We start from the raw sequence: 12,952 nt of genomic DNA, 5'->3' as shown, positions 1-12,952 counted from the left end.
GAATTGTTGTATGAAAAACATATGAAACCCAAGCTCAAGCGCCCTTGACCAAGGCGCTTCCGCTTTTCTATATTGTCTAGCTGCAGCGCCTAGGGGCTCGAGGTCATAAGCCGTTTCAGCAAGAAGGTTAAAGAACAACCTTCTTACTTAACCGTCTTATGCTTGTCGCCCCTGACCAAGGCGCTTCCGCTTTTCTATTAAGGAGTATGCTATGTCGACACATAAAACAACAACCCCTCCTAAACTGGATTATAATTTAGTGCTTATATTGTTTTTATTGTTTTTAGTTAGCTGCATTTCGATCTATAGTGCGCAGACGACTGGGCAATATAAGGAGAATTTTCTTATTAAGCAAATCATTTGGTATATTGTTGGAACTGGAATTATTGCGGCTGTGATTTCTCTTGATTCGGAGCAGCTGAAGAAGGTTTCCTGGTACGCTTATGGCTTTGGATTGGTTTTGCTTGGTTTTCTTATCGTGGCACCAAGCAGTATCGCCCCTGTGATTAATGGAGCGAAAGCGTGGTTTCGAGTGCCGGGGATGGGTTCCTTGCAGCCTTCTGAGCTTGTAAAGGTTTTTATCATTCTTGCACTTGCGAAGGTCATTGATGATCATCATCAAAAAAATCCAATGAAAACGATCCAAACGGATTTTTGGCTCCTTATGAAGCTCGGATTTTTTACAGGCTTGCCATTATTACTTGTTATGCAGCAGCCAGACCTTGGAACAGGCCTTGTGTTTCTTTCGATTTTACTTGGGATGATTTTTATTTCGGGAATTACATGGAAGCTGCTTGCGCCCATTTTTGGGACCGGGATAACACTCATATCGGTCATCTTCTATTTTGTTCTTTGGCAACCTGAGCTTTTGGAGAAATATTTAGGCGTGAAACAATATCAATTTGGCCGCATTTACTCGTGGTTGGACCCGTATAATTTCCAAAGCTCTACAGGGTTTCAACTAACGAGATCGCTACTTGCTATTGGATCTGGGGAAACAGTCGGAAAAGGGTATGGAACACGAGAAGTCTATTTACCTGAAAGCCATACAGACTTTGTTTTTAGTATTGTTGGAGAAGAGTTTGGCTTTATTGGTGCTAGCATCCTTGTTAGTTTATTCTTTCTGCTTATATACCAAATCACCAAAATTGGGATGGAAACGAAAAATAATTTCTATACGTATATTTGTGTAGGAGTCATTAGTATGATCACGTTCCACGTCTTCCAAAATATTGGCATGACTATTGGCCTTCTTCCGATTACGGGTATTCCGCTGCCGTTTATTAGTTATGGAGGTAGCTCGCTAATGGGAAATATGCTTGGAATTAGCCTCATATTCTCCATCCGTTATCATTATAAAAAGTATATGTTTTCAAATAATGATTAAAAAAAGCGGAGGCATCCTTAGTTGCCCCGCTTTTAATCAATTACGCCAGTTTCGGCAATTCGTACTTTACAGTTTACAGTAACAGTTAATTTTTGATAATCATCCTTCCACTTATTAAAATCATAACCGCGATTATACTTTCTTTGGAAAAAACCAAATCCAATTGGGTCGGTATTTTCCTTTTTAAATTTCTCCACCAATTTTAAACATTCTTCTTCTATTTCTTTTTCTAACTTTTTTTCGATCTTTTTGACAACCTTTGGTGTGAGTCTAGCGCCAGTATATTCTTTAATGACACCTACTGTTTTAATATCAATGATGACATGTAGTGGGTTTTTTTTTGAAAGTTTATATTTATGCTTGGATGTAATACTTTTGACATCTGCATCTTTTCCTTTGCCTATATGGACTCTGTAGCTGCCTTCTGTATGATTGTCGACCAAAAGCTTAAAGTAGAACATTTTTCTTTTCGGCAGGACATATACCTCTTTGTCTTCATTAAATAGACTTAAGCCGCTTATTTCTACTTTGTTTTTGGCTAATTGTCTTAACTCTGGCAAATAGGGGTCTTTCCCCTTCATATAATAGTCACGTAAAAAAATGTGTAAATTGGTATCAGGCACATCCCCGCGCTCTATATTTTGGTCAATTAGATCGCTAATATAGGCAGAATTCCCCTCAGGCCCATAATCCCCTTTCAAAATTTGTAAGGCACTCCCATGTGAAGTGGCTAAGTAATTTCTTGCCCCGATGCTGGGGTCTCGTTGGTACGTATCTACAAAATCAATAATACCTTTTTTTACAAGTTTATCTCCAAAAATTGTCACTAAAATGCCTCCGGATTTGATAGGTTTGGATGATTCTTTTTGGAGATTCAGCATGAGATCCCGCCTTAACTCTGCTTTAGAAGAAAAGGTGTTATTTGCAATAGATTTATCGGGTAAATATTCTTGGGCGAGAATGGTACCAATGAATCTGCCTTCAGCGAGCTGATCAAATGCGGCTGCTGTTTCAATATTAATATTATCAATAACAGACCTTTGAACGCAGCCCGATAATAGTAATATAAGCATAAAGAGGATAGAAAGCCACCTGCGTTTTTTCATGTCTTTTTCACCTTCTTTGCAATCAACAGGCTAATGAATAGGAAAGGAATGTAAATATAATTAAAAACAAATCCCACTTTTCCAGTTAAATTATTTAGAAAACCTATTTTTTCACGCGTATCAATAAAAGGGCCCACGATTAATATGATGAGTGCAATGAAGAAAACTCCTTTTCTTTGTCTAATATTTATCAACCGTTTTAACAGCCTTGAGGCGATCCAAAGGGCGATGCAAACATTAGGAAGGATGATTAAATTCCAATTGGCAATTCCGATGTATTCGATTCGCTCGACAAAAGGAAATTTTACAATTTTCCACATCGTTAATGTTGCCCATATAGACTTTTCAAGCTGTTCTTCAGAAAAATAAACAATTGTCACAATCATAAAGCTTGTATAAATAAAAGTAGAAAATAAAAGGCCGAGATGGGCCCATTTTTTCGATTTTTGCGGTTCCTTTATGAATGGATAGCAAAATAGAATAATTTCAGAACCGAGATAAGTTAGTGACATGTGAAATGAACCTATTAGGATTTCTTTTATTGAATGATCGAACACTGGCAAAAGATGGATGTAATTGGAAAACCTCAAATTAAAGCCAAAAGTAAGATGCACATAAGAAGGCAGGAGCATTGAGAAAAAGGCAATACCCACAACCGTTCGAAATCCGCCAAAAATGATATACGTACAAAGAAGTAGAAATAGCAAGGAAAACCAGAAAGTGCTGAGATCGGGAAACATCCAAACTTGAATAACCTCGATATATGTACGTAAAATTGTTAAAGCAATTAATGTAAAGTAGATGATAAAAATGGAACTAAGAATTTTGCCAACAATATTTCCGAAAATAAATTTATGTGCTGTGACAAAATCTCCATTAACCGTTTCCATGATTCTATACATCATCCACATGATGATATGAAGGGAAAGCCCCGCGAACAAAACAGAAATCCAAGCATCATTCCCAGAATAGCCGACAATTATGCGCTGAAATCCGAGAATCCCTATACCGATTTGCATAGAAGATATTAAATAAAAAACGAAAAATGGGGATATTTTTACTCCTTCAGGTATAGGCTGTTCCTGCATACTTTTCCCCCCTAATGTCTAGCTCCAGCTCCTACCCCCGACGTATAGGATGTACTAGTGTCGACTTAGCGATGCGGCCATCGCCTTTTTGTCGACCTCGAGGTCACAAGCCAATCTGTCAAGAAGGTAAAGTAGCGACCTTCCTGCCGGCTCGTCTTGTACTTGTCGGACTTGCACAGGATGTACTGACATCGACTTCGCCACAGGACGTGGCGAACGTTGATGCTCCTTTGCGAGGCGCTTCCGCTTTTCTTATTCATCAATATCTTTTTTCTGATTTGCTTTTTCTTTACTATAGCGAATAGGATTTTGTGATCTTAATAAGAATGGCCGCGTCGTATCCTTTGAAAAAGGCAGCCTGACGATCGAATCCTTCAAGTCCTTCACCCGTAGCGGATAAATTGGCTCCAAAAAAGGGCGCCCAAGAGAAGTGAGCCGTATTAAATGTGCCAGCATAATACAGAAGCTGAAGACAATCCCAAGCAATCCCCAAAGCTCTGCAAAAAGCAGAAACGGAAACCGCAGTAAGCGGATCGTATTGCCCATCTTGTATACTGGAGTAGTAAAAGATCCAAGTGCTGCTAAAGCGACAAGAATGAGCAGGACATTACTAGTTAGTCCAGCCTCAACGGATGCTGTCCCGATCACAATTCCTCCTACGATACCAATTGTTTGTCCGACCTTTGTCGGTAGCCTTGCTCCTGCCTCCCTCAACAGCTCAATCGTCAATTCTAGAAAAATGGCTTCGATAATGGGGGGGAAGGGAACAATTCTTCTTGATGTAATCAATGTTCCTATCAAATCCTTTGGAACGAGTTCATAATGATACGTAAGAACAGCAACATAAATAGGTGTAATCAATATAGAAAATAGTACTGAAAAAACCCGAACAAGCCTGAAAAAAGAGGCTAGTATCCAATTTAAGAAATAATCCTCAAACGAGCCGAAAAACTCAACAAGTGTCGTTGGGGTAATAAGAACGTGTGGAGAACCATCTACGACAATGGCTATTTTCCCCTCCGCTAAAATACCAACTACCCGGTCCGGTCTTTCTGTATCGAGCAATTGTGGAAATGGCGAGTTTGAATTATCACTAATAAGCTGAACGATGTAAGAGCTGTCTGTAATCGCATCAAACTCTACTTCTTTAATCCGTTGTCTAACGGTGTTTACATTTTCTACTTCTGTAATCCCATCCATGTATAAAATAGCAATTCGTGTTTTTGACAATTTTCCAAGCGTATATTCTTCGATCACTAAGTCTTTTGCAGGCAGTCGTTTTCTAATTAGGTTTAAGTTTTGTCCAAGGGATTCAACAAATGCCTCTTTCGGACCGATAACGGAGAATTCAATTTCTGGAGGAGAGATGGAGCGAACAATTTCCTTTTGAGCGGCAATAAAAGCAAACCTCTCCTCATTATTTTCAACAGTTAACATTAAGTAGCCATTTAATAATTTTTGAGTAATTTTAGAGGAATCCTCTGAAATCTCTACATCTGGAACAGGCAGAATTTTATTTATGTCATCAAGTGAATAAAAGTCATCTTCAAGCAAATGGGGAAGTACATGTTGTTGAATAATTTGTTCATCAACTAAAGTAGACATAAAAGTTAGACAAAAGCGGACATTTGTCTTTCCATTCATAAAACAGGGTTTCATTAAATCCTTCGATTTTTCTAATTCTTTCTCCCATTCGCTTTGCTTTTTTTGAATTTTTTTTGAACTCATCCATTTTTTCATTGAAATCACCATCATTTTAGGCATTATGGTTATTGTTACCGAAAAGTGAGGAATTATGATTGAATGGCTAATTTTGAAGCAAAAAGAAAGAAGGCTCGAGTCAGCCTTCCTTGTTTCGTATTGGGCTATTTTCTATTAGAAAAATCCCATCTTACAATTTTTAATTATTCTCCATTTTTTTATCTTCACAAATGTCCCCATGACCCCATGTTTCAAATGAGAACGGAATGCCAACTATTTGTGCAGTCAATTCATCATAGGATACTAGATCCTTTTTCGAAAGCTCTTTTAAAGAGCGTTTCCCCATTGCTCTTAACGCCATTTTTATTTCTTCTGTACTCGATGTTAAAAATTTCTCTGCTGCTTGAACACCGTCTTCAATTTTAAATTGATCCTTGAACTTTCCGTTATTCCATACAGTTTGTGTAGGCGGTTCAAATGGAACGGCATTTAATATTTGACTATGTGCGACGGAAAACAACATAGCGGAGCCTAAATAAACTGCGTCAGCACCAAGGGCAAGTATTTTCAAAAAATGCCCAGGTACTAAAAGTCCTCCTGAGACAATTAAACTGATTTCGCCCTTCATATTTCTTTTTTCTAAATGATTTACTGCCCGAATGATTCCATGTAATGTTGGAATTCCAAAGTCATCGAATAAAATAGGGGGGCCCCCATGCATGGCTGCTTGACCGCCATCAATAGCAATGTAATCTACACCCATCTCAATTAATTGATCAATATCTTCTTCAATTTTTCCCCCCGCCCCAATTTTAACCCCAATTGGAACTCCACCTGTCAGATCACGAAGTTCGTCCACGAGTTCTTTCAGATCTTCTATTGTTTGATCTTCAAAAAAACGCTCACCAATCACTGCATCCTCATTTTCCTTAATCCCCATTACTTCACGAGCACGTCCTGTTAATTCTTTAGGTGAAATTTTTTTTCCCATCCCATATACAGCACCTTGGCCAAGTTTTATTTCAATCATGTCAGCTCGCTTCAAAATGTGCTCTTCCTTTGACCATTCTGTTTTGGAAAACTGTAAAATGTATTTTCCTGCTGTGCTTAATTCTTCAGGTAAAATTCCACCTTCCCCTGAATTAATCGCAGTTCCTACATTTTTAGCTGCTTCAGTCAAAGAAATTCTCACTTGTTCACTAAGAGCAATCCCATATGCCATGCCGCTTATCATAAGTGGGATTTGTATTTTCATTGGTTTTTTCGCTTTTGGTCCAATCGTAACCGCAACATCTACTTCTTCTTCCCCATCAATGGGAAATGGAGTCGTTTGTGCAGGAATAAATGTAATCGGATCCAAATGAGGCCATTTTTTCGAAGAGCCGCCAAGCGGACGTTGAAGAACGTTACCTGTTTCAGCACGCAAGGTATTTTCAAGCACATTCTGAACACCCATATGCCTAAATCCGGGTATCATTTCGATAATATTTTCTTGATAACTATCGGTAAAAATAATTTGCCCCATTTGCTTCACCATAAGTTTCATTAACCATCGCCAGCTAACAAATATCGCTAATAATATGACAAATAATAGGGCAATCATTGTAAATGTTAAATAGTTTAAAATAAACAAAATATCCCCCCAAAATAGGTGCCAGATGGGACAAGGGGTCAGGTTTCTTGTCCTACTTTCATTTTTAATTTGGACATTGTTCCTATCCCTTTGTCCCAAAGGGCTCCAACGGTTTAGGTGAAAATGGAATGCCAATTATTCGTGCAGTTAATTCATCATAGGACACGAGATCTTTTCTTGACAGCTCCTTTAATGAGTGTTTTCCCATTGCTCTTAATCCCATTTTCATTTCTTCTATACTTGCTGTTAAGAATTTCTCTGCTGCTTGAACACCGTCTTCAATCTTAAATTTGTCCTTGTACTTTCCATCATTCCAAACGACTTGTGTAGGCGGTTCAAATGGAATGGCCTTCAATATTTGATTATGTGAGACCGTAAATAACATGGTAGAGCCTAAATATACAGCATCAGCACCGAGCGCAAGCACTTTTAAAAATTGTCCAGGTACAAAAAGCCCGCCTGAGATAATCAAACTAATTTTCCCTTTCATGTTTCTCTTTTCTAGATGATTAGCGGCCCTTACAATTGCATGCAATGTTGGAATGCCAAAGTCATCGGATAAAATCGGCGGTGCACCGTGAGTGGCACCTTGTCCGCCATCAATCGCAATGTAATCTACACCGATTTCAATTAAATGGTCGATATCCATTTCAATTTTCCCGCCAGCTCCCATTTTCGTACCAATTGGGACACCGCCAGTTAATTTACGAAGTTCCTTCACGAGTTGTTTCAAATCTGATAGTGTTTGATTTTTAAAAAAATTCTCATAAATCACTCCCTCTTCATTTTCTTTCAGCCCCATCAACTCACGAGCTCGACCAGATAAGTTATTTGGTGAAATTTTCCCTCCCATAGCGAATAATGCACCTTGTCCAAGCTTAATTTCAATCATGTCGGCACGCTTCAAAATATGTTTTTCCTTTGCCCACTCAGTTTTTGAAAATTGTAAAATATATTTTCCTGCCGAGTCTATTTCTTCTGGCAAAATGGGTCCTTCACCAGAATTTATTGCCGTTCCGACATTTTTAGCAGCCGTTGCTAAAGCAATCTTTACTTGCTCACTTAGGGCGATCCCATATGCCATCCCACTAATCATGAGTGGGATTTTAATTTTCATTGGTTTTTTTGCCTTTGGGCCAATAACTACTTCAACATCAACTTCTTCCTCACTATCAACTGGAAAAGGTGTCGTCTGTGCAGGGATAAATGTGATGGGATCTAAATGTGGCCATTTTTTCGAAGAGCCAAGCGGTCGATGAAGGACATCACCACTTTCTGCACGCAAGCTATTTTCAAGCACATTTTGTATTCCCATATGCCTGAATCCTGGGATCATCTCAATAATATTTTCTTGATAATTATCAGTAAAAATAATTTTGCCCATTTTCTTTACCATACTTTTTAATACCCAACGCCAACCAATAAGTACGAATAAAAAAACGACAAATAATATTGTAACCATTGCAAAAGATAGTAAGGATAATATGTTCGGCATATTCACTTCTCCAAGATCATCATAAATACAACAGCTCGAATTCTTATCATTTCCAAAAGGGTGAAAATTATTTCCTCTTTTGGTGTACTTTGTAAACTTAGGGGGATCATTTTCATGAAATTAATGAAAGATTTCGGTCATCGCCCATGGCAGCTACCTTCGAAGCATTGGATCATGCGCCAAACTTGGAGTAACCTATTTTTTACACATTGGCCGATTGCACCTGAAATCCTGCGACCGTATATTCCTCAATCCCTACAAATTGATACGTTTAATCGATATGCTTGGGTAGGAATCATTTTATTTGTTATGGAAGGCATTTATCCACGTGGATTGAATTATAAATCCATACTCCCTTCATTTCCAGAAATCAATGTAAGGACATATGTACAATGTGACGATAAACCAGGTATCTATTTTTTATCAATTGACGTTGGGGATTGGGCATCTTATACAATAGCAAAGAGATGGTTTCGCTTGCCTTATTTTTCATCCCATGTTTCTTTTCAAAAAGAAGATCAAACTTTTCAATTCGGAAGTAAACGGAAAGGAAACTCAAATTCACCAATAACCTTTAATGGAAAATACATTCCCTTACCTAAAATTTTCTATCCTAAAAAAGGAACGTTAGACCATTGGCTTACAGAGCGTTATTGTTTGTACAGTAAGGATCAAAGAGGCAACCTCTATTGCGGTGAAATCCACCATCGTCCATGGCCACTACAATATGCAGAGTCAGAAATACACATGAATACACTTTTATCTCCCTTTAATATTGATTTAAATGAGGTGAAACCGATTTCCCATTACTCTAAAGGAGTCGATTCGCTTATATGGAATATTAAAAAGGTACCATCAAATACTTTCGTTATAACGTGACAATCAAGGAGAATCTATTATTGTTATCTTGCTTTTTCTTTCTAAAGGGAAAATATTCATTCAATGTAGAATGAAAGAACCCGCAAGATTTGCGGGTTCTTTCCGGGGGGGGGGGGATTATTTCACAAAATATTTTTCAATATCATCCAGCATTAAATTAGCAGCAATAACTCCGCCAGCTGTATTCCAGATTACGTCATCCACTTTATGAACATTTCCAGCTTTAGCAACATTCAAATTCTTAAATAACGGATCTTCAATCCACTCTTTTTCTAGGCCGCTTGCTTCACCATCTCCAGTTTCATAAGTGAAGTAGAAGAGCATATCTCCGTCCATTGCAGGAATACCTGTATGAGAGAAATGGGGATAGGTTCCTTGTCCCAGCTGAAGTAGCTACACGCGTAAAGGATGATATTAACTATCTAGTTTTTCAAGCATCAGGTTCTTTATTTGGCGGCTATCATGAGAATCCTTTGAAAAGGTTCTATAAGCAGCCTATATATTTTGAAGAGTTGAAGAAAGAGGTCAGACCCCGGAGTACATGCTGTTTCTCTTACTTAACCAATAATAAAAAACGCTGTGTAACTTGTCCGCATACATGTGCGGCTTTCTCGGCTAGTAATTAGTCAGGTTATTAGGAAAAGCCCGAAAGCTGTCCAGAAACCGTCATTATTTGGACAGGCTATTGGTAAATCACTAAAAACTGTCCAGAAAACCAATTTTGAGAAAAAATTAGAGTAGCCTCTTGAACAAGGAATCTAAGGGATGCAAAAGCCGTTTACCTTTCGGAGAACGGCTTTTTGCATCTCTCAATAACGGAATATAAAAAGTTCGGTGATACCTTTAGCTTTTTTTAAACTGATTATTTTGGCTGTTTACTTTTCCACCGCCATCCGCTTCAACCGTCGGTCCTGCATTCCCTTTAACACTTGCTGCACTTACCGCTGCTTTTGAAGGATTCTTTTTTCTTCTTGCCATCTCATCTTCACCTCCAATTATAGAGTGCCCATTAATCAGAAAAAACTTTTAAACATGGCCAAAATTGTGGCGGTGATTAGAATGAATAGGAGATCACGCACATAGTATTATAGTAATTGCACTTTTCAAAAAATATTTACAATATTGAGTGAAAATTATTGCGTAAATATTTTAAATATTTTATAGTTATAAATAATAAGACTTATTCATGGGGATTTTTTTGATGTAAAAATGAATGAGTGTTCATTCAAAAGTCATAAAAGGGGGAAATAACGTTGATCCAACATATAAAAAAGGCAGCCGTTCTTGGTTCAGGTGTTATGGGCTCTGGTATTGCAGCTCATTTGGCGAATATTGGAATACCGACATTATTACTGGATATTGTTCCTAAAGATTTAGAGACGTCAGAAAAAGCGAAAGGGCTAACCTTAAATGATAAGGCCGTTCGAAATCGGATTAGTGAAGCTGGCCGCCAAAAGCTATTAAAGCAAAAACCAGCGCCTCTTACCTCTAAAAAGAATCTTGCACTAATAGAGGCCGGAAACTTTGAAGATGATATGGAGCGTTTAAAAGAAGTCGATTGGGTGATCGAAGTTGTTGTCGAAAACCTTGAGATTAAAAAACAAGTGTTTACAATGGTTGATCGTTATCGTAAGCCAGGTAGCATTATAAGCTCAAACACTTCCGGGATTTCTGTAGAAGCGATGTCTGAAGGCCGCTCGGAAGATTTTCAAAAGCATTTTCTCGGAACGCACTTTTTTAACCCGCCTCGTTATTTAAAGCTGCTGGAGGTCATCCCAACGAAACAGACAGACCTACAAGTATTAGCATTTATGAAGAAATTCGGCGAAGATATTCTCGGAAAAGGCGTTGTTGAAGCGAAGGACACACCGAACTTTATCGCCAATCGAATCGGGACGTACGGACTTTTAGTAACTTTACAAGAAATGTTAAAGGGCGGCTATAGTGTTGGGGAGGTTGATTCAATTACTGGTCCGTTAATCGGAAGACCGAAAAGTGCCACTTTCCGAACTCTTGATGTTGTTGGACTTGATACATTTGTTCATGTCGCTAATAACGTTTACGACCAAGTTGAAGGAAAAGAAAAAGAAGTCTTTACAGTACCAGCATTTATGAAAGAAATGCTTAAACTTGGGTGGCTTGGAAGCAAGTCTGGCCAAGGCTTTTTCTTAAAACAAGGAAAAGATATTTTAGAGCTTGATCCTGTAGGTATGGAATACGGACCGCGGAAAAAGTTAAAAACAGCGGCAACGGAATTAAGCAAGCAGGAAAAAGGAACTGTAAACAAAATGAAGGCGCTTATTTATGAGGACGACCGCGCTGGCCGCCTATTATGGAATATATTAAGTCCGGCCCTTATTTATTCGGCCCAATTACTTGGCGAAATTGCCGATGATATTGTAGCGATTGATCATGCAATGAAATGGGGTTTTGGCTGGGAGTTAGGTCCATTTGAAACTTGGGATGCGATTGGAGTAGAGAGATCTGTAAAGAAAATGGAAAAAGCGGGCGTTGAAGTACCTGTTTGGGTAAAGGATATGCTCGAGAAAGGAAACTCATCCTTCTATAAGGAAGAGAGCGGGAATATCTATTTCTATCATAATAGCGAATACAAACAATTAGCAGAAAATCCGAAAGTGATCAATTTGAATCGACTCAAAAAGCAAAAAGGTGTTATTAAAAAGAACAGCGGGGGAAGCCTAATTGATCTTGGCGATGGGGTCGCATTACTTGAATTCCATTCAAAGAGCAATGCGCTTGGATTAGATATTATTCAAATGATTAATTACGCCATTGATGAAGTGGAAAAGAATTATATAGGACTTGTCATTGGAAACCAAGGTAAAAACTTTAGTGTCGGGGCAAACCTTGCGATGATTTTAATGGAAGCCCAGGATGATAATATTTTTGAATTAGATATGGTTATCAGACAATTCCAGCAAGCAATGATGAAAATAAAATATAGTACAAAGCCTGTTGTAGCAGCACCGTTCGGAATGGCGCTTGGGGGCGGAACAGAAGTATGTCTTCCGGCTGCACACATTCAAGCTGCATGTGAAACATATATGGGGCTTGTTGAAGTCGGAGTTGGGCTGATACCTGGAGGCGGCGGAAATAAAGAGCTTTATATAAAGCATCTCGATAGTATGCCGAATGGAGTTGAATTTGATCTTCAGAAGGTGGCTAATAAAGTTTTCGAAACGATTGCGATGGCGAAGGTTTCCACATCCGGCGAAGAAGCGCGTGAGAATAATTACTTAAATTACGCTGACGGTATCAGTGTAAATGGCGATCATTTACTTTATGATGCCAAACAGGCTGTTCTTGGTCTTTATGAGAAGGGTTACAAGCCACCCGTTCGCAGAAAAGTGCCTGTTGTCGGTGAAACGGGCTACGCCACTTTACTATTAGGAGCACAGGCAATGCTATATTCTGGCTACATTTCAGAATATGATTTGAAGATTGCGAAGAAATTAGCCTATGTCATTGCTGGAGGAAAGGTGCCTTTCGGAACAGAAGTAGATGAACAATATCTACTTGACATAGAAAGAGAAGCATTCCTAAACCTGCTATCCGAGCCAAAAACGCTCCAGCGCATGCAGCATATGCTTCTGAAAGGAAAGCCATTACGAAATTAATTTTAATAGAACGAATTTAATATTT

The 12,952-nt window shown here is 38.6% G+C and carries 10 protein-coding genes and 1 pseudogene; 4 read left to right on the top strand and 7 right to left on the bottom strand.

The features are described 5' to 3' along the window. Positions 1 to 211 precede the first annotated feature (211 nt). Positions 212 to 1,387, top strand: a complete 1,176-nt coding sequence (locus F7731_RS13525; protein ID WP_151535319.1) for an FtsW/RodA/SpoVE family cell cycle protein — start codon at positions 212 to 214, stop codon at positions 1,385 to 1,387. A gap of 32 nt (positions 1,388 to 1,419) precedes the next feature. Here the strand turns inward: F7731_RS13525 and F7731_RS13520 are convergent, their stop codons facing one another. From F7731_RS13520 to F7731_RS13500, 5 genes are all read right to left on the bottom strand, one after another. Beyond that, positions 1,420 to 2,493, bottom strand: coding sequence for a Ger(x)C family spore germination protein (locus F7731_RS13520; protein ID WP_151535318.1), 1,074 nt, complete (start codon positions 2,491 to 2,493; stop codon positions 1,420 to 1,422). After that, the gene (locus F7731_RS13515; RefSeq protein ID WP_151535317.1) at positions 2,490 to 3,581 is read right to left on the bottom strand and encodes a GerAB/ArcD/ProY family transporter; all 1,092 of its coding nucleotides are present in this window, start codon (positions 3,579 to 3,581) and stop codon (positions 2,490 to 2,492) included. The genes F7731_RS13520 and F7731_RS13515 overlap by 4 nt, the downstream gene beginning before the upstream one ends. A gap of 252 nt (positions 3,582 to 3,833) precedes the next feature. Further along, a complete protein-coding gene (locus tag F7731_RS13510) occupies positions 3,834 to 5,321 on the bottom strand; it encodes a spore germination protein (protein WP_151535316.1) in 1,488 nt (495 codons plus the stop codon). A gap of 160 nt (positions 5,322 to 5,481) precedes the next feature. Continuing rightward, positions 5,482 to 6,885 carry an FMN-binding glutamate synthase family protein gene (locus F7731_RS13505; protein WP_151535468.1) on the bottom strand — a complete coding sequence of 468 codons (1,404 nt, stop codon included), beginning with the start codon at positions 6,883 to 6,885 and terminating at the stop codon, positions 5,482 to 5,484. A 112-nt stretch (positions 6,886 to 6,997) separates the two neighbouring features. Further along, positions 6,998 to 8,410 carry an FMN-binding glutamate synthase family protein gene (locus F7731_RS13500; protein WP_151535315.1) on the bottom strand — a complete coding sequence of 471 codons (1,413 nt, stop codon included), beginning with the start codon at positions 8,408 to 8,410 and terminating at the stop codon, positions 6,998 to 7,000. Positions 8,411 to 8,524: 114 nt separating this feature from the next. On the opposite strand from F7731_RS13500, the gene F7731_RS13495 reads away from it, so the two are divergent. Continuing rightward, entirely contained in the window at positions 8,525 to 9,289 is a 765-nt protein-coding gene (locus F7731_RS13495) for a YqjF family protein (RefSeq protein ID WP_151535314.1), read from the top strand. 117 nt (positions 9,290 to 9,406) lie between these two features. Here the strand turns inward: F7731_RS13495 and F7731_RS13490 are convergent. Continuing rightward, positions 9,407 to 9,634, bottom strand: a pseudogene (locus tag F7731_RS13490) (iron siderophore-binding protein); the annotation flags it as partial. Between F7731_RS13490 and F7731_RS27310 the strand changes: the two are divergent. Beyond that, positions 9,625 to 9,915, top strand: a complete 291-nt coding sequence (locus tag F7731_RS27310; protein ID WP_425482002.1) for a (2Fe-2S)-binding protein — start codon at positions 9,625 to 9,627, stop codon at positions 9,913 to 9,915. The pseudogene F7731_RS13490 and the gene F7731_RS27310 sit on opposite strands and share 10 nt — an antisense overlap. A gap of 217 nt (positions 9,916 to 10,132) precedes the next feature. Here the strand turns inward: F7731_RS27310 and F7731_RS13485 are convergent, their stop codons facing one another. Further along, positions 10,133 to 10,267, bottom strand: coding sequence for a YuzL family protein (locus F7731_RS13485; RefSeq protein WP_151535313.1), 135 nt, complete (start codon positions 10,265 to 10,267; stop codon positions 10,133 to 10,135). A 278-nt stretch (positions 10,268 to 10,545) separates the two neighbouring features. Here F7731_RS13485 and F7731_RS13480 point away from each other — a divergent pair, with 278 nt between their 5' ends. Next, positions 10,546 to 12,927, top strand: a complete 2,382-nt coding sequence (locus tag F7731_RS13480; protein ID WP_151535467.1) for a 3-hydroxyacyl-CoA dehydrogenase/enoyl-CoA hydratase family protein — start codon at positions 10,546 to 10,548, stop codon at positions 12,925 to 12,927. Positions 12,928 to 12,952 lie beyond the last annotated feature (25 nt).

The sequence above is a fragment of the Cytobacillus depressus genome, assembly GCF_008923245.1.
GTDB lineage: Bacteria > Bacillota > Bacilli > Bacillales > Cytobacillaceae > Cytobacillus > Cytobacillus depressus.
Note: the sequence above shows the minus strand (reverse complement) of the source record. Positions and strands in the feature narration are given on the sequence as shown.